General features: G+C 45.3%; 12 protein-coding genes. 10 read left to right on the plus strand and 2 right to left on the minus strand.

What is annotated here, in order from left to right:
* Positions 1-78 precede the first annotated feature (78 nt).
* Together H8S80_RS24035 and H8S80_RS24040 are read right to left on the minus strand one after the other, a co-directional pair.
* Positions 79-1,275, minus strand: a complete 1,197-nt coding sequence (locus H8S80_RS24035) for an NADP-dependent isocitrate dehydrogenase (RefSeq protein ID WP_002601303.1) — start codon at positions 1,273-1,275, stop codon at positions 79-81.
* A 165-nt stretch (positions 1,276-1,440) separates the two neighbouring features.
* Positions 1,441-1,860 carry a metal-dependent transcriptional regulator gene (locus H8S80_RS24040; protein ID WP_002601302.1) on the minus strand — a complete coding sequence of 140 codons (420 nt, stop codon included), beginning with the start codon at positions 1,858-1,860 and terminating at the stop codon, positions 1,441-1,443.
* Between the two features lie 204 nt (positions 1,861-2,064).
* Between H8S80_RS24040 and H8S80_RS34885 the strand changes: the two genes are divergently transcribed.
* The 10 genes from H8S80_RS34885 to H8S80_RS24095 all read left to right on the plus strand — a co-directional run bounded on the left by H8S80_RS34885 (position 2,065) and on the right by H8S80_RS24095 (position 18,205).
* The gene (locus tag H8S80_RS34885) at positions 2,065-2,421 is read left to right on the plus strand and encodes a FeoA family protein (protein ID WP_002601301.1); all 357 of its coding nucleotides are present in this window, start codon (positions 2,065-2,067) and stop codon (positions 2,419-2,421) included.
* The gene (gene feoB, locus H8S80_RS24050) at positions 2,412-4,721 is read left to right on the plus strand and encodes a ferrous iron transporter B (RefSeq protein WP_117622158.1); all 2,310 of its coding nucleotides are present in this window, start codon (positions 2,412-2,414) and stop codon (positions 4,719-4,721) included. The genes H8S80_RS34885 and feoB overlap by 10 nt, the downstream gene beginning before the upstream one ends.
* Before the next feature lie 302 nt (positions 4,722-5,023).
* Positions 5,024-5,812 carry a ParA family protein gene (locus tag H8S80_RS24055; RefSeq protein WP_006771481.1) on the plus strand — a complete coding sequence of 263 codons (789 nt, stop codon included), beginning with the start codon at positions 5,024-5,026 and terminating at the stop codon, positions 5,810-5,812.
* A complete protein-coding gene (locus H8S80_RS24060) occupies positions 5,802-6,953 on the plus strand; it encodes a ParB N-terminal domain-containing protein (RefSeq protein WP_006771480.1) in 1,152 nt (383 codons plus the stop codon). The genes H8S80_RS24055 and H8S80_RS24060 overlap by 11 nt, the downstream gene beginning before the upstream one ends.
* Complete coding sequence (locus tag H8S80_RS34405) at positions 6,937-9,276, plus strand: class I SAM-dependent methyltransferase (protein WP_039890683.1); 2,340 nt, start codon at positions 6,937-6,939, stop codon at positions 9,274-9,276. The genes H8S80_RS24060 and H8S80_RS34405 overlap by 17 nt, the downstream gene beginning before the upstream one ends.
* A 678-nt stretch (positions 9,277-9,954) precedes the next feature.
* Positions 9,955-11,826, plus strand: a complete 1,872-nt coding sequence (ltrA, locus tag H8S80_RS24075; RefSeq protein WP_117502192.1) for a group II intron reverse transcriptase/maturase — start codon at positions 9,955-9,957, stop codon at positions 11,824-11,826.
* 269 nt (positions 11,827-12,095) lie between these two features.
* Positions 12,096-16,265, plus strand: a complete 4,170-nt coding sequence (locus H8S80_RS24080; protein WP_006771477.1) for a helicase-like domain-containing protein — start codon at positions 12,096-12,098, stop codon at positions 16,263-16,265.
* A gap of 10 nt (positions 16,266-16,275) precedes the next feature.
* Positions 16,276-17,286, plus strand: a complete 1,011-nt coding sequence (locus H8S80_RS24085; protein ID WP_029467356.1) for a DUF3991 domain-containing protein — start codon at positions 16,276-16,278, stop codon at positions 17,284-17,286.
* Positions 17,283-17,603, plus strand: a complete 321-nt coding sequence (locus tag H8S80_RS24090) for a hypothetical protein (RefSeq protein ID WP_147335879.1) — start codon at positions 17,283-17,285, stop codon at positions 17,601-17,603. Before H8S80_RS24085 ends, H8S80_RS24090 begins: the two co-directional genes overlap by 4 nt.
* Complete coding sequence (locus tag H8S80_RS24095) at positions 17,558-18,205, plus strand: JAB domain-containing protein (protein WP_006771474.1); 648 nt, start codon at positions 17,558-17,560, stop codon at positions 18,203-18,205. Before H8S80_RS24090 ends, H8S80_RS24095 begins: the two co-directional genes overlap by 46 nt.
* The last annotated feature ends 137 nt before the right edge of the window (positions 18,206-18,342 follow it).

Genomic DNA, 18,342 nt, shown 5'->3' on the forward strand with positions numbered 1-18,342 from the left:
GGAGGGATTGCAGTAGCAGCAGTCAGATTACGTTTCGCTGAAGGCCGGTGAGGGAAGGCCGTTGAGTGAAGCTCTCCCTTAGAGACGGGCAGCGATTGCTTTGATGAAATCCTCACTGTTTAATACAGTAGGATTCGGTATGGTGGTGATGAGTGCCAGATCCTTTGTCATCTCACCGCTTTCGATGGTATCGATGGTGGCTTTCTCCAGTCTGTCAGCGAAATCCATCAGGTCGTTGTTGCCGTCTAACTCTCCGCGCTTTCTCAAAGCACCGGTCCAGGCGAAAATGGTGGCCACCGAGTTGGTGGAGGTCTCTTCTCCCTTTAAGTGCTTGTAATAGTGGCGCTGTACGGTTCCATGGGCGGCCTCATATTCGTAATCGCCATCCGGAGATACGAGAACGGAGGTCATCATGGCGAGAGAGCCAAATGCGGAAGAAACCATGTCGCTCATAACGTCGCCGTCATAATTCTTGCAGGCCCAGATATAGCCGCCTTCGGACTTCATGACACGGGCGACCGCATCGTCGATCAGAGTGTAGAAGTAAGTGATTCCGGCTTCCTCAAACTTTGCAGTATACTCTGCGTCGAAAATATCCTGGAAAATATCCTTGAAGGTGTGATCGTATTTTTTGGAAATGGTGTCCTTGGTGGCAAACCATAAATCCTGTTTCGTATCCAGAGCGTAGTTGAAACAGCTTCTGGCAAAGCTTTCTATGGAATTATTTATGTTGTGCATGCCCTGTACAATACCGGCGCCTGCGAAATTATGTACCAGTTCCCGGGTCTCGCTTCCGTCTTCTGCCGTATAGACTAACTCGACTTTTCCGGCTCCCGGAATCTTCATCTCGGAACCCTTATATACGTCGCCGTAAGCATGCCTTGCAATGGTGATCGGCTTTTTCCAGTTCTTTACACACGGTTCGATTCCCCTGACCACAATCGGAGCACGGAATACGGTGCCATCCAGAATTGCGCGGATCGTGCCGTTGGGGCTCTTCCACATCTCTTTTAAGTTGTACTCTTTTACACGGGCGGCATTGGGGGTGATGGTGGCACATTTGACTGCAACCTTATATTTTTTAGTGGCGTTGGCGGAATCGACGGTGACCTGATCGTCTGTTTCGTCGCGGTATTCCAGGCCGAGATCGTAGTATTCTGTTTTTAAGTCAATGTAGGGAAGCAGTAAATGATCTTTGATCATCTTCCAGAGAATCCGGGTCATCTCGTCGCCGTCCATCTCGACGATGGGGGTTGTCATCTTAATCTTATCCATGTGTCTGTTCCTCCTTGTTATGAACACTTAGCGGGCGTACTTTGACCGCATGCGTTTGATTCTCATCATCTCCACTGGGCGAAGCATTGTACACCTGGAAGAGTGACTTGAATTTCATTGTGTAACCTATAGTATACGACGAATTACGGATTCGCACAAGACTGTCTATGTAAATTTATCCAGCCATTTTTTCAAATTATACACGGTTTTCGGGTCGATGAAATGCTCTACTTTCTCGGCCTGTTCCAGCTCATCAGTGGTTTGATTAATATAGCAGAAGAAATTCTGCAGCACCGTATGGCGGAACAGGAGATAGCGCCCAAGCTGAAGGCCCGCCTCGGTCAGCGTGACCGTACCATATTTTTCAAACCTCACAAGCCCGCTGCTGCGTAAGTTTCCGGCCATTTTTGAGGCGGATGAAGGCCGGACATGAAGGCATTTGGCAAGGTCTCCGATCCGGACCGGAGTGCCGTCCTGACTGAGGCGGCAGATCATTTCCAAATAGTCCTCCATGGAGTAGGTGATCTGAACGTGTTCCAGCAGAGAATAGCCTTTTAATGTATAAAAATTATCTTCCTGGTCCATTTGTTACCTCCTTGTCGGTGTCCGCATATCAGTTTAGTATATTCCGGCGGCGAACGTTCTATGACAGGCCTGGGGAAGAGCTTCATAATTAGTGCGGTCAGGGAAACTGGCCTGCTGTCTGAAAAAATGCAAAAATCCTGCGGAACCACTGTACCAGCCTTCGCATATGTTAGGATATGGAAACATTTTCGGAGGTAAATTTTAATGGCAGAAGTAATCCAGTTAACCGATTTAAAAAAGGGCCAGAAGGCAGTTATATCCGAGCTGGCCGTTTTTGATGATATGAGACGACGTCTTCAGGACATCGGTCTGATTGAAGGAACCGTGGTGGAGTGTGTGGGGAAGAGCCCTCTGGGAGATCCCTGCGCTTATGTGATCCGCGGGGCCGTCATTGCGCTGAGGAGTGAAGACTCCGGACGTGTGATGGTATGCAGGATGGAGCCGGGATACCGGAAAGCAAAAGCGGAGAAGAATCCAGGCATGGTTTCGGCCGCAGATACTGCCTCGATCTGTGAGGGCAAGTCAGAACAGGAGGAAACGGAGGACGTAATATGGGGTTAAGCAGAGATTCTGTCGGAATCAAGTCCGTAGACTGCGGGCTGGAAATCAGGAAGCGCCAGGAAGACGATAAGGTGATCGCCCTGGCCGGCAACCCGAATGTGGGAAAGAGTACCGTATTTAATGAAATGACAGGGATGAATCAGCACACCGGTAACTGGCCCGGGAAAACAGTGGCAAACGCCCAGGGCTATGCAAACGACGGAGAGCAGGGATATGTTATGGTGGATATCCCTGGCTGTTACTCTCTGATGGCCCATTCCACAGAGGAAGAGGTGGCAAGAGATTTTATCTGTTTTGAAAATCCGGACGCTGTTATCGTTGTCTGTGATGCCACCTGTCTGGAACGAAATTTAAATCTGGTGCTCCAGATTCTGGAGGCTAACCGTCGGGCGGTGGTCTGCGTCAATCTCATGGATGAGGCTAAGAAAAAATCGATTTCTATCCGGTTCGATGTCCTGGAGGAGCGCCTGGGTGTGCCCGTTATCGGAACTGCGGCCAGGAGCGGAAAAGGACTGGAACAGATTTATGAAGGCCTGAAACACGTGCTGGAGCTGAACAAAAGGCTGGAGAGCGCCCGATATATGGAAGTGGTGGAGGGCGAATATGCTGAGACGGAAGCTGTGGATGTGGAAATGGAAGCAGTAGTAGAAGCAGAAGTGGAAGACGTGGAAGTGGAAGCAGTAGCAGAAGCGGAAGACGTGGAAATGGAAGCAGTAGTCGAAGCGGAAGTGGAAGACGTGGAAGTGGAAGCAGAAGCGGAAGCGGAAGCAGAAGAAACAGAAAATGCAGAAGCGAAAATGAAAATAGAGGAAGCGGGATCAAAAGAAGCAGAAGAGGCAGAAGAGGCAGAAGCGGCAGAAACTGTAAAGGAAGCAGAGGCGGAAACAAAAAACATAGCAGCAAGAGATATAGAAGCAAGAAATATGGAAGCAGCGGCTGAAAACGTAAATGACATAGAAAACGAAGTTCGAAAAACAGCAGAAAAGGCAGCAGACAGACGATTCGATGAAAATCCGGCGCCGCGGATTCTGATCCGGTATCCGGAATACATCGAGGCGGCCATCGCCCGGCTCACACCTGTGGTAAGGAAGACGGCTGGCGAAGGCGTCAATATCCGCTGGCTCTGCGCCCGTCTCCTGGATTCCAACGAGAACCTGATGGAAGCCGTCCGCAAATATCTCGCTCCAGTGGCAGAATCGCTGGAAGTAAGCTCCCTTTTGGCGGAAATTCGTGAAGAGTGGAAGGAACGGGGCATCACGCAGAAGCGCGTAAGCGATGACATGGCATCGGTCTTTGTCCGAAAAGCAGAGTTTATCTGCCGGGGAGCGGTGGTGTACGAGAATCAGAAGTATGATAAGAAGGATCGTCTTCTGGACCGTCTGTTTACAAGCAAAGCAACCGGATTCCCCATTATGTTTCTGATTCTTTTAGGCGTTTTCTGGCTGACGATTACGGGAGCCAACTACCCGTCCGAACTTTTAAGCACCGGTTTATTCTGGGTGGAAGACCGGATCAGCGAGCTGTTTCTCGCCATCGGTATGCCAGTGCTTGTAAATGATCTCCTCGTTCATGGCGTTTACCGGGTTCTGGCATGGGTAATATCGGTTATGCTGCCTCCAATGGCAATCTTTTTCCCGTTGTTTACGCTGCTGGAAGACTTCGGTTACCTTCCAAGAGTTGCGTTTAACCTGGACCGGTGCTTCAAACGGTGTGCCGCCTGCGGAAAACAGGCACTGACCATGTGCATGGGCTTTGGCTGCAATGCCGCCGGAATCATCGGATGCCGTATTATCGATTCTCCGAGGGAGCGGCTGATCGCCATGATTACCAATAACTTCGTGCCCTGTAACGGACGTTTCCCGACGATGATCGCCATTATTACCATGTTTTTCGTAGGAAGCGCTGCCGGGGCATTCTCCTCAGTCCTGTCCGCTGCAATTCTGGCCGGAGTCATCGTTCTGGGAGTGCTCATGACACTTCTGATCTCGAAGATTCTGTCCGCCACGGTATTAAAAGGCGTTCCATCTTCCTTCACGCTGGAGCTGCCGCCATACCGGAAGCCGCAGATCGGAAAAGTTATCGTCCGCTCGATCTTTGACAGAACCCTGTTCGTCCTGGGCCGTGCCATCGTAGTGGCGGCACCGGCGGGACTCATCATCTGGCTGATGGCCAATATTTCCGTGGGTGATGCGACACTCCTTGCACACTGCTCCGGATTTCTGGATCCGTTCGCTCAGGTCATCGGAATGGACGGCGTCATACTGCTGGCCTTTATCCTCGGATTCCCGGCAAACGCCTGAGTTATAATAAGCATAACCTCAGAAAAGCTTGCAACCATGCGGCTTTCACCGGGTTATGCTTATTTTCTATTCATTCAGCAATTCAGACGTAGGGGATAAAAACAGTAGAGAATGGAATATTACAGTGACAAAATTAATGAAGGAGAGCTGTCTGCATTGAAGTCCTGATATCTGACTACAGTTGATCCATTTAATCTGAATAGGTGAAGAGAAAACATACTGTAAAGTACCAATGAGAGGAGGATCGTGTCGTTTTTTCTTTTTTATCCAAACTTTGAAGCAGCAAGAAAGGAATTACAAAAATGGGAAAGGTAATCGGTATCGTAAATAAGAAAGGCGGAGTGGGTAAAACCACTACCGCCACCACTCTTTCGTACTTGCTAACGAAAAGGGGGTACAAGGTTGCATTAATTGATTTTGACGGCCAGAGGCACAGTACACTTCTTTCCGGAGTGCTGTGCCCGGAGCAGTTACCATTTACTATCTATGATCTTCTGAAAAGGCTGGTAATGGATGAGCCATTGCCGGAGGCAGGCGAGTATGTCATTCAGACAGAAAACGGTGTTCACCTAATACCTGCCAATGAGAAACTCGATAACTTTGAAAAGCTGATGAGTGATGCTACGTTCTGTGAGTACAAACTAAAAGAGTTCGTGGATACCATTCGAGACAGCTATGACTATATTATCATTGATTGTATGCCAAAGATGGGAATTCCAATGATTAATGTTATGATCTGTGCGGACAGTCTTATTATTCCGCTGCAATCTGAGACGCTGGCGGCAGAGGGAATGAGCGCGTTTCTACGGGCTTACCATAAGATACAGAGCCGATGCAATAAGAACTTGAAAATAGAAGGAATCCTTTTTACGATGGACAATCAGAGGACCAGGGTCTCCAAGCGAGTGAAAAGTCAGGTGGAGAACTCGTTGGGAGAAAAGGTACATATTTTTTCTAATACCATACCGCGTTCTGTCAGGGTTGCAGATTCCGTGGATGCTGGAATGACAATCTGCGAACTGGAACCGGCGAACCCGGCAGCCGTGGCATATGAGAGATTTGCGCAGGAGGTGATCGACAGTGGCAACTAGAATTCCGAAAATTCCTACAAAGAGTTCGCTTTTGTCAATCAGTCTGGAAAGTGCAGATAATGTTTTGGATTTCCCGATAAAGGGGGAACCAGAGAAACCAGGAGTGTCGGAAGTATTAACGGAAAGGAACCAATTTTCTGCTGCTTCAAAAGAACAACTAGAGATGGAGTTTGATCAGATGAAGCCATTTTCCGATCACCGATTTAAACTCTATACAGGAAAACGCCTGGAAGATATGGTGGACAGCATAAGAAATTATGGTATTTTGCAGCCGTTGATTTTGTGGCATAGGAGGGAGGAATATATTCTCCTCAGCGGTTATAACAGGCGGAATGCGGGAATCCTGGCAGGTTTAAAGAAAGCACCTGTGGTGATAAAGGAGAACCTGTCGCATGAAGAGGCTGTTTTGATTATGGCGGAGACGAATTTAAGACAGCGTTCTTTCTCTGATTTAAGCGAGTCTGAGCGCGCGTTTTGTTTGAAGCAGCATTATGATGCTTTAAAAAGTCAGGGGAAACGTACAGACCTGTTAAATGAATTAGATGAGTTACTAAATTCTGATGATAACGCAGGTGCTTCAACCGTGTCAGAATCTGTGACGAGGTCGCAGAATGGTGAAACGCCAGAGAACGAAGCATCAACTGTGTCAAAAACTGTGACGAGGTTTCGGACCGATGAAAAGCTGGGAGAAAAGTATGGATTAAACCGGGATAAGGTTGCCAAATATGTCCGGATCGCTGGATTGATTCCACCTTTATTAGAACGGTTTGACCAGGGAGAGATCACGTTTCTCGCGGCCTATGATCTTTCTTTTATCGAAAACACAGCGTATCAGGAAATACTGGAAGAATACTTACAAGGTGGATATCGTCTGGATACAACAAAAGCTGCACTGTTCCATTCTTATGCGAAAGAAGGCAATCTCACGGAGAAAACGATAGCAGAGATTTTGTCAGGGCAGAAAAGTGAAATATTAGAAATAGCAAAGCATAAAACTTTTCGATTAAAGCCGACTGTTATTTCACGCTATTTTACACCCGTTCAAAGTAAGAAGGAGATTGAAGAGACCATTGAAAAGGCTTTGGAATTATATTTTTCCAAAGACGAGATGAAGGAGCAGACCGTTGTCAAGAGCAACTGATTTATGTGAACTTTATCAAAACGCTGTCAAAATGCTGACCCAGAACCCGCAGGAATGGATCGGACTTCTGGCAAGCGCAGCTAAATTTTATAAGCTGTCTTTCGATAAAAATGTGCTGGTGTATATGCAGAGACCGGAGGCCGGGCTGATTGCCACAATGAGGGACTGGAATATCAGAACCGGCCGCTATGTCAATAAACACTCAAAAGCGATTGCCGTGCTGGATATGAGCGATCCGAAAGCAAGATTAACGTATTATTTCGATTTTGCCGATACGCATGGAGACTTGGAGAGCCTTCAGAAGACGATGGAACTGATCTGGAAAGTAGAAAATCAGTATAAATCTGATCTGCTGATGCGTTTTCAAGAGAAATATGGAACTGCCGGAAAGAGTATTGAAGAAGCACTGGTTCAGATGGTTATGCAGCAAACAGAAAAAATATTGAACCTTTATATGGAAGGCTTTGCGGTGCGGGAACCGGAATCAATCTTATATGGAGCGCCACTGGAGGCTGTGAAAGATGAATTTGCCACATACGTTCAAAACAGCGCTGTCTATATCGTATTAAAGAAATGTGGTCTTTCCACGGATATCATAAGTGAAGATGCTTTTAACCATATCAGCCATTATGGAAGCCTGGAATTATTTATGCAGCTGGGTGCCTGTTCGACAGCAGCTGCGCGAACGGTTTTGAGGCAGATTTATCAGGAAATAGAGAATATCAAGGAAGAAAGGAGCCGCTTATATGAGCAGAGAAGCCTTAATGCCTCTGGAATACACCGAGAGGGAAGATGGAATGCTGTATCCGAACCTGAACATTTCAAAGGAGAAACAGTACGACCAGATACCGACCGGAAAATACGGGAAAATCTGGAAGGAGTTCATGATGGAATGCCATCCGGAACGGATGACCGAGTTAATCCTGAGGGGAGAAATCAACCGGATGATAACGAAAGTAGACGAGGAAGCGGAGGAGCGGAAAGAACAGCTGATACAGAAATTATTGGAGAATCAGCCGATGCCGGTGAATGGAACCATGATGAACCGGGCGGCACACATGAATCTTTTAATGATGACAGCGGAAGAAGTGATTATTCGGGAAGTAGTCTGCCAGATGAGATAAACAGAATAGAAGACAGAGAAACAGCACGGTCTGATGGAGAGAAAGGTTCATCGGGGCGTGCTTTTTTTGTACCACGAAGATACAACGATGGAGAGAACCGGCAGTATTATAGGGAGATTTTGACGGATACGATTTTGTATCCAGTAGCAGATCTTGCAGAGCGAAGTGTAAGAGATAGAAGAGATTTTGAGAAAGATAGCGATTCCCAGATTAGCCTTTTCAAATTCGGATTAGTTGATGAGAATACCGATGACGTGGGCGGTATTCTGGGGGAACTTCCTGAAGAAACGAGAATAGTGATTCCAGATAAAACCGCGATAGAAATACCAGTCATCAAAGAACCACCAGCATCTAAGGGAAAAGATGAAAAATCAAGTAGAGAAGAATCAGTTACAGAAAAACAAGTCACTGAGGAACAGACTACAGAAGAATCAAATAAAGATAAATCGACAATAGAAAAAACAGACGAAGAAGAATCAACCAAAGAAGAATCGACCAAAGAGGAATCAACCAAAGAAGAATCAGTCACAGAAGAACCGCCTGCAGTCAGATATAACTACGTCTATTCCGAAAATCACCATTTATACGATGGCGGTCCGAAAGAAAAATGCCGAAACAATATCGAGGCGATTCGCCTGTTAAAAACACTAAAACAGGAAGGCCGCCATGCAACGCCGGAAGAGCAGCTTACCCTTGCTAAATACGTAGGCTGGGGAGGGCTTGCCAACGCACTGACACCAGAAAAACGCGGCTGGGAAAAGGAATACGATACCCTGCAGAACCTTCTCGATGAGGACGAAATGCGGAGTGCTGCAGAATCTTCTCTGACAGCTTATTATACCGAACAGCAGATTATTAAACATATTTATGCAGCTTTAGAACGGTTTGGATTCCAAAAAGGAAATATTTTAGATCCCGCTATGGGAACCGGAAATTTCTACTCGGTTCTTCCAGACAGCATGAAAAAATCGGCTCTTTATGGGGTAGAGATTGACCGGCTGTCGGGAAGCATTGCAAAGGAATTATATCCCAACGCCTATATCGAGATAAAGGGATATGAGGATATAGAATTTTCTAATAACTTCTTTGATGTGGCGGTGGGGAATATTCCATTTAACTCTATTAAGATCAGTGACCGCCGGTATGACCGATATGGATTCCGAATCCATGACTATTTTATCGGTGCGACTCGTTCCTAAGTGAAAAGCTTAGGTGTAAATTGGAAAGCGAGGTGAAACAGTATATTTGCAAACTAACAATTCGATTGGTGGAATGATGGGGTAACGCCCAGAAACGCCAACCTTGATACTCCGACTGGCTCTGCTCAAAAGGCAGATGTTCAGAAGCTCGGTGAAGTCGGCAGAGAGTTACCGTCTTACAGTTGTGAAAACAACTGTAACGAAAGCTATCCAGAGGTGGATGGTGTAGCCTATATGCCGGAGGTCTACAAAATATCTATGGTGAGAATGACTGTAAAAAGTCTGACGAATCCTCGAATGTAAGGGTCTATAAGTAGGCTGTATAGAAATGTGCAGTTATCCAGAGGGATAGTATGTGGGGTAAAGTAAAAATCGAAGATATGAAATACCCTATGCCGTTACAGGCGGGATCAAGCATACAGGTTCAGAGAGGACACCTACGGGTATATGTATAGATAGAATTGTTGGAACGAGGAAAGCAGAAAAGCTAACCAAAGGTTAGTTAACGCAGGAAATCATAACTGCGTGAGTTTTCTGTGAGAGCGATGGCACGACCGTTGATGTTCCTGTAATGGGAACGGAGGAACAGCCATTAGCCGTCTATGATTTTCAAATAATAACAAAGTAAACATTCACAGCTTCGAGTATGACAAAGAAAATCAAATCCGAAAGGAGGAGATGCCTGTGACAACTACGAAGCAGAAAAAGAACTCAAAAATACGCCATTTGGAGTATTATGACTTGCAAAATACGCTTGACACATTGTACGCAGATAGCGGGCGTGGGAAGATTTTCAATAATCTCATGCCACTCATTGAGAGCGAAGAAAACATTCGCCTTGCTTATCGAAACATAAAACGCAATTCTGGAAGCAATACAAGCGGAATAGACAGGCTAACGATTAAGGATATTGAAAAGATTCCCGAAACAAAGTTTGTTGAAATTGTGAGAAAGAAACTCCAATGGTATAAACCCAAAGCAGTAAGAAGAGTTGAAATTCCAAAACCGAACGGAAAGTTAAGACCGCTCGGTATCCCTGCGATATGGGATAGGATAGTCCAACAATGTATTTTGCAAATCCTTGAACCTATCTGTGAAGCTAAATTCAGCGACAGAAGCAATGGGTTTCGACCGAACAGGTCAGCAGAGCACGCTATTGCACAAGCATATGCGTTTATGCAAAAATCCCATCTGCACTTTGTTGTGGACATTGATATTAAAGGATTCTTCGATAATGTCAACCACAGCAAGCTGATAAAGCAGATGTGGAACATAGGAATACAGGACAAAAAGTTGCTATGTGTGATTAAGGAGATGCTAAAAGCTCCGATTGTTTTGCCAAACGGCGACACAATTTACCCCCAGAAAGGAACGCCGCAAGGCGGAATCCTATCGCCTCTACTGTCCAACATTGTTCTTAATGAACTGGACTGGTGGATAATAAGCCAGTGGGAGAAACAACCTGCCCATAATGTTCGTGACCATATCACGAAAACAGGAGCAATCCACAGAGGGCGAGCTTATGACGCATTTCGTAAATCGGGATTAAAAGAGATGCACATGGTAAGATACGCTGACGATTTTAAGATATTTTGCGCTACCCGAAAAGATGCCGACAGAGCATATCATGCAACGAAGGCGTGGCTTCAGGAGCGATTGAAGCTGGAAATCAGCGAAGAAAAGTCTAAAATCGTCAATCTGAAAAAAGGCTATTCGGAATTTCTTGGGTTTAAGCTCACTCTTATGAAAAAAGGGGCGTCCTATGTTGTCAAATCGCATATATGCGACAAAGCAAAGCGCCGAGAAACGGACAAACTGAAAGGTCAAATCAAAAAGATAGCACATCCCAAAAACGATGAGGAACGAGCTACTCTTATCAACGAATACAATTCTATGATTATGGGTATGCATAACTATTTTCAGATTGCAACCTGTGTGAGTTCGGATTTCGCAGATATGGGGCGAGAAGTTGATGTTGTGAAACTAAGCCAATTAAAGCGAAAGGCACTTTCCGCAAAAGGAGATTACAAAGGATTTTCGTTCATTGAAAAGAAATACGGAAAAAGCAAACAAATCAGATTCTATAGTGGCAAACCTTTGATACCCGTTGCTTATGTTAAGCACAAAAATCCAATGTGGAAGAAAAAATCGGTAGGCAAATACACGTCAGAGGGCAGACGAGAAATTCATAAAAATCTTGGCATAGATACCAGAACAATGCTTCTCCTTATGAGAACAAAGGAAGTAGGTCGAAGTGTTGAGTATATGGATAACCGAATTTCTCTCTATGTGGCACAGTACGGAAAATGTGCAATTACAGGGAAAATACTGGAATTACACGAAATTCATTGTCACCACAAAAAGCCTGTCAGTCAAGGTGGAGACGACAGATACGAAAACTTGATTATTTTACACAAGGATATACACCGATTGCTACACGCAACAAAAGAAGAAACAATCAAGGCTTACCTCTCACAACTACAGCTCACCTACGAACAAAAGGCAAAGCTGAACAAGCTACGCCAACTGGCAAATATGCAAGCCATCTAATATTAAAATGAGTTTCTTTACTGCTCGAAAATTGTAAGTTTACTTTAGTTAATACCGAATCATAAACGGTGGAACGCCGTGTGCGGTGAAAGTCGCACGCACGGTGTGGAGCGGGGGAAAATCCGAAGATAACTTCAAAGGATTACCTATCGCTATCAAAGACACTGGATTTAGTCCGTCCTGGTGGAATCATTGCATTTATTACATCGAAGTTTACCCTGGACAAGAAAAATTCTTCGATCCGAAGCTACATCGCGCAGCGTGCAGAGTTGATTGGAGCGATCCGTCTGCCGAAAAATGCATTTTATCAAGTTGCAGGAACGACAGCGACGACGGATATTTTGTTTTTACAGAAACGGGAACAGGAGATTGTTCCGGATAAAAGGGAGATTAACTGGCTTTCTATCGAGGAAGATGAAAATGGTGTTCCTGTCAATTCTTATTTCATCGATCATCCGGAAATGATACTGGGAACAATGGCATTTGACGCGAGTATGTATGCGAATGAGGCTACTACAAGCTGCCTTCCTTTTGAAGATCAGCCTCTGGAAGAGCTGCTTAACAATGCAGTGGGGAAGCTGCAGGCAGTTTATCGGGAGCCCGATACAGAGCTTGCAGTGGATGGTGATTCGGAAGTGAAAGACTGGCTTCCGGCAAGACCTGAGGTGAAGAATGGCTGCTATGCCCTGATCGAAGACAAGCTGTACTATCGGGAAGATTCCAGAATGTATTTGCAGGCCATCGGTGGAATGAAGGAAGAACGGATAAAAGGGCTTCTGGAGATAAAGGACGCACTATGGAACTTAATTAATTTCCAATCCAGGACAGAAGAGGAACGGATTGATGACGGATACCCTGCGGACTTTGACATCGGTTTGAAACGATATTTAAATGAACTGAATCTGGTATATGACCGGTTTACTGCCAGATATGGGTATGTGAACTCATTTGCCAATATAACTGCTTTTGCAAAGGATAGTGACAGTCCACTGCTTCGTTCCATTGAGGACCCCAAAAAGGACGAAGACAGAAAAAAGATCAAAGGAGAGTATCAAAAGGCTATTGTATTCTATCAGGCAACAGTGAGACCGAAAATGGTTCCGAAACGGGCAGATAGTGCGGAAGAAGCGCTTCAGTTATCCATTAACATGAAAGGCCGTATTGATTTGGATTATATACAGTATCTATACCACACGCCTGATCATGAAAATTTCAGCAAGGATGAGATCATTGCAGAATTGGGGACGAGAATTTATCAGGATCCGGCTGCCTATGATGGGAAACCCTATAAAGGCTGGGTCATAGCGGAAGAGTATTTGAGCGGTTACGTAAAAGATAAGCTGAAGGAAGCTGTTTTCTACGCAAAAGAAGAACCGGAGCGATTTAACCGCAATGTGGAAGCACTGCAACAGGTTCAGCCGCAGCCGCTGACACCGGAGGATATCAGTTTTACATTGGGAGCCACCTGGATACCGACCGAGTACTATGAAGCATTTATGTACGAAAAGTTTGAGACGCCGAGTTATCTGCAGGGCGGAAGTTCTGGCATCGGAATTGAATTTGCTCCCTATACCGGAGAGTATCACATCACCCGAAAAAGTGCGGAACCGAATTCCGTATGCGTCAACGCAACTTATGGAACCGCAAGGAAAAATGCTTATGAAATCCTGGAGATATCCTTAAATCTGAGGACCGTGGAGGTGAAAGACCGGGTAGAATATGTGGACTCTTACACCGGGGAAGATAAAGTGAAATACGTGTTAAACCGCGCAGAGACCCTTCTGGCAAGGGAAAAGCAGGCACAGATGAAGCAGGAATTTGAAAGCTGGCTGTTTGAGGAACCGGAACGGGGAGATGCGCTTACGAAGCTCTATAACGATCGGTTCAATAATATCCGGCCCAGAGAATTTAATGGAGACGGCTTAATGTTTCCTGATTTAAACAGCGCCATCCACTTGAGAAAAAATCAGAGAGACTTAATTGCCCGTGGGATTTATGGAAATACGAATGTTCTGGGAGCCCATGAAGTAGGAGCAGGCAAAACGTTCAGCGCGGTTGTGATTGCGCATGAACGAAAACGTCTGGGAGTCTGCCATAAGCCGCTGATTGCCGTACCCAATTACTTAGTCGGGCAGTGGGCCGCAGATTATATGAAACTCTATCCTCAGGATAACCTTTTGGTTGCTACGAAAAAGGATTTGGAGAGGAAGAACCGGAGACGCTTTGTCAGCCGGATTGCGACAGGAGATTACGATGCGATTATCATGGCTCACAGCAGCTTTGAATTAATCAATCTGTCGAAGGAAAAACAGCTTTCGGCGATTCAGGAAGAGTTGAATGAGATCAGCGATGCAATTGCAGACGAAAAAGGAAGGCTGGGGAAAAGCTGGACCTTAAAACAGCTCTGTGCATTTCAGAAAAATCTGCAATTCCGCTATGACTATTTATTTAATGAAGATAAAAAAGACAATACAATCAATTTTGAGCAGCTGGGCGTGGACTGCCTGATTATTGATGAAGCTCATACTTATAAAAACAACTACAGCTTTACTAAAATGCGGAATGTTGCCGGTGTAGGAGGAAAGAGCAGCCAGCGGGCCATGGATATGTATATGAAAAGTCAGTATATCAATGAGATTACTGGGGAGAAGGGACTGATCTATTTAACGGGTACGCCGGTTACAAATTCTATGAGTGAGTTGTATGTGATGCAGAAAGCGCTGCAGCCATCGGAATTAAGATCGAGAGGTATTTTTCTCTTTGATTCCTGGGCAAGCACGTTTGGTGTTGTGGAATCTTCCCTGGAGCTTCGACCGGAGGGTACCGGGTACCAGATGAAGAGCCGGTTTGCCCATTTTCACAATCTTCCAGAACTGATGTCTATGTTTACTCTGGTTGCCGATATCAAAACAACGGATATGCTTCCGGAGATACCGGTTCCAAAGCTGAGGACCGGAGCATTTCAGGCAGTAAAGACCATGATTACACCGGAACAGAAAGAAAAAATGGCGGAACTCGTCATGCGGGCAGAGGATATCCGAAACGGGAGAGTGGACAGTACGGAAGACAACTTTTTGAAACTGACGAATGAGGCCCGGCTATTAGCCATTGATCCAAGGATCCTGGATTTTAGTATTTCTTACAACCCGAATACCAAACTGAACGTATGTGCCCAAAATGTAGCGTCTATTTACCATGAAACTGCAGAAAAAAAGTCTACACAGCTGATCTTCTGCGATAAGGGGACACCGAAACCGGATGGCAGCTACAGCTTTTATCAGGCGCTAAAAGAGGAGATGACGGCTGCGGGTGTAAAGGATGAGGAGATTGCCTTTATTCATGATTATAATACGGATATACAGAGGGCAGAGCTGTTTGAAAAGGTGAAGACAGGGGAGATCCGGATCCTGATAGGAAGTACGGAAAAGATGGGAGCTGGCATGAACGTACAGGATAAATTGATTGCGCTGCATCATCTCGATGTGCCTTGGAGGCCGGCTGATTTGACACAGAGAAATGGCCGTATTCTTAGGCAGGGAAATGAAAATGAGGAGATTTCCATTTTTAACTATATTACGGAGCAGACGTTTGACGCTTATCTGTGGCAGATTTTAGAGCAGAAGCAGAAGTATATCAGCCAGATTATGACGGGACGCTCAGCGGCCAGAAGCTGTGAGGATATCGATGAAACGGTACTGCAATATGCAGAGTTTAAGACATTGGCTGCAGATCCCAGGATGAAACATAAAATGGAAGTAGATAATGAAATTTATCGCTTACAGACACTGAAAGCCTCCTGGAAAGCCAATCACCAGGAGCTTCAAAATGATGTGATTTTCAGTTATCCAAGCCGGATCGAGAAATGTCGGGATCAGATTGAAAAATACAGAGTCGATGTAGAACGCTACCACAAAAACAAGAGAGTGGATTTTTCTATGACTTTAGAACATAAGGCCCACAGAGGCAGGAGTGAAGCCAGTGATCATTTGGAACTCCTGTTTTGGAGACTGGGAAAAAGTGAGGGAGACACTTTGGTGATTGGAAGTTACGCGGGATTTACGATCTCTTTGACTCGTGGCATTAGCGGCATCATTAATGTTGAACTGACTGGAAAAGGCATATACGGTTTTACCGCAGGTCCATCTAGTTTGGGAAATATCACAAGGATTGAGAATACGATCGGAAGGTTGGATGAGCTAAAACTGGATATGGAAGTGAAGCTGGAAGATTTGGAGAAACAGTTAAAGGCTGCAAAGCTGGAGTTGTCCAAACCATTTAAAGATGAGGAAAAGTTAAGAGAATTATTAAAAGAACAGGTTCATCTGGCTCTGGAACTTGAATTTCAGATGGAAGAAGATAAGCGGCCCGAAGATACTCCTGTTGATGAAGTGCTAGAAAGTAAATCAGAGAGTTTTTATGAGGATTGTATGGAACAATGAGGAGGTTGACATGGTTACTAAACAGAAACCGATGCCATTTACAAAGGAAGAGGTCGAAAAAATTTACAATACGAATATCATTGATTTTGCAGTAGAAAATGGTTTGATTCTTGAAAAGGGTGATGCAAATACGGTCCACGTAAAGAACAGCGGTGGGTTGTATTTATTTAAGCATGGCCGTGGATTTCACTGGTTCACAACGGGGAAACATGGAAATATCGTTGAATTTGCCATGGAATACTTTGGACTGAGCAAGGTGGAAGCCATGGAGAGCGTCCTGGGAAGCCGCGCTTACGGTTCCACGTTTACGGTTGCGGAACCCGTTAAAGAGAAAACGAAGAAGATGGTTCTGCCGCCCCGTGATAGAAATAATAATCGGGCCGCATTATATCTGGTAAGCGATCGGAAACTGGATGAGGATATTGTCTATGCGTTGATGGATCAGGGCAGGATTTTTCAAGTGAGACAGGAGATCAATGGGAAGAAATATATTAACTGTGCATTCGTGGGCTACGATCAGGAGGATACGCCCCGTTATTGTTCTCTGAGGGAAATGAAACTCCATGGGGGATTCCGACAGGATGTTGAAAATTCTGATAAGACTTATGGTTTTCTTATGCCTGGCAGAAGCAAACGGGTATACGAGTTTGAAGCACCGATTGATGCCATTAGTCACGCTACATTGTGTAAGCGGTTTGGGATTGATTGGACGAAGGATTACCGTATCTCAGAGGGCTGCCTTTCGGATCGCGCATTGGAACGTTTTTTGAAAAACCACCCGGAGATTAAGGAGATTGTTTTCTGCTATGACAATGACAGCGAGGGCCATCTGCCGGATGGGACGCCGCATAATCATGGTCAGGTAAAAGCGGAAGAAATGAAAAAGAAATATGAGAAACTGGGTTACTGGACGGCGATTCAGACACCGCACTTGAAGGATTTTAACCAGGATCTGATGGAATACTACCATTTTCCAGAGCAGGAACAGGAGGAAAAGAAGGGGGAGGAAATGGAACGGTGATGGGAGGAACAGGGGAAACAAAGATAGGGAAAAAGCATATGGAGATATTGCTGGCCGATCTCTTGATTTCACTGCTAGAGGTTGATGAAGAAGAAAAGACAGAAATGGAGACTTTTTTAGAGAAGTATCCATTCACTGCTTTGCTTAGGGAATATCCTGTGCTGGGGCTGTCAGTAGAGACTGAGAGAAAATTGGAGGCAATTGCCATGTTGGAGTCATATGACGGAAGGGATGTATCATGGAGACAGTCCGAACCAGCCGGGAACATTTCATGGACGGATTCAGCCGGATCACCGGAATCAGTAAAAGGAAAATAGAGGAGTATTCCAAGCAGTTTGATTTATTGCATATCGTTGACCACCCGATTGCGGCGGGGGTGACGGAAGCGCAGTATAAAAAGATCGTTCAGCTAAGAGAATTTTTAAATGCATATCAATCGTTGAGGAAAATCGAGTGGGAGGAACGGATCATACTAAGTGGCAGTGAGCGTTCGAAAGAATATTTTATTTCGCAACTGGCATATTACAGGGAACGGGAAATGATCCTTTGTGCATATCTTGATTCCGGTTGTGGGGTGATATCCTGCGAAAAAGTTGCGGAAGGGACCGTGGACCGGTCACCTTTTTTTACCCGTGAACTCTTAAAAAGAGTGCTTCAGCTAGACGCAGTAGGAGTTGTTTTGGCTCATAACCACCCGGGGAATTCATTGAAGGCAAGCGAGCAGGATATTGCTATTACAAATCAATTGAGGGATGCGCTCGGTGCATTGGCAATAAAGGTATTTGATCATATTATTGTTGGAGCAGACAGGGCAGTCTCTTTGTACCAGGAGGGAATCATACCAGCAGATCACCAGTTTCAAGATGGGATAGCAATGGTAAATCTATACGAAAGTGAGGAAAACGGTTATGAGCGTTAGGAATAATGCTCGGAGAGGAGGAGTACAGGTAAGGGCGCCGACCATATTCTTTTCCGCTTTTGAAAGCAGCGCAGCGAATGATGGACCGCTTGCGGGACATCAAAAACTTAGGAACAAAATCTTTGATTTTGGCTTAA

This window comes from Hungatella sp. L36, assembly GCF_014288035.1.

Excerpts from the sequence above, each read along its gene's own strand:
- H8S80_RS24085 (WP_029467356.1), top strand. The coding sequence starts at position 16,276 with ATGGTTACTAAACAGAAACCGATGCCATTTACAAAGGAAGAGGTCGAA.
- ltrA (WP_117502192.1), top strand. The coding sequence starts at position 9,955 with ATGCCTGTGACAACTACGAAGCAGAAAAAGAACTCAAAAATACGCCAT.
- H8S80_RS24055 (WP_006771481.1), top strand. The coding sequence starts at position 5,024 with ATGGGAAAGGTAATCGGTATCGTAAATAAGAAAGGCGGAGTGGGTAAA.
- H8S80_RS24040 (WP_002601302.1), bottom strand. The coding sequence starts at position 1,860 with ATGGACCAGGAAGATAATTTTTATACATTAAAAGGCTATTCTCTGCTG.
- H8S80_RS24095 (WP_006771474.1), top strand. The coding sequence starts at position 17,558 with ATGGACGGATTCAGCCGGATCACCGGAATCAGTAAAAGGAAAATAGAG.
- H8S80_RS34885 (WP_002601301.1), top strand. The coding sequence starts at position 2,065 with ATGGCAGAAGTAATCCAGTTAACCGATTTAAAAAAGGGCCAGAAGGCA.
- feoB (WP_117622158.1), top strand. The coding sequence starts at position 2,412 with ATGGGGTTAAGCAGAGATTCTGTCGGAATCAAGTCCGTAGACTGCGGG.
- H8S80_RS24035 (WP_002601303.1), bottom strand. The coding sequence starts at position 1,275 with ATGGATAAGATTAAGATGACAACCCCCATCGTCGAGATGGACGGCGAC.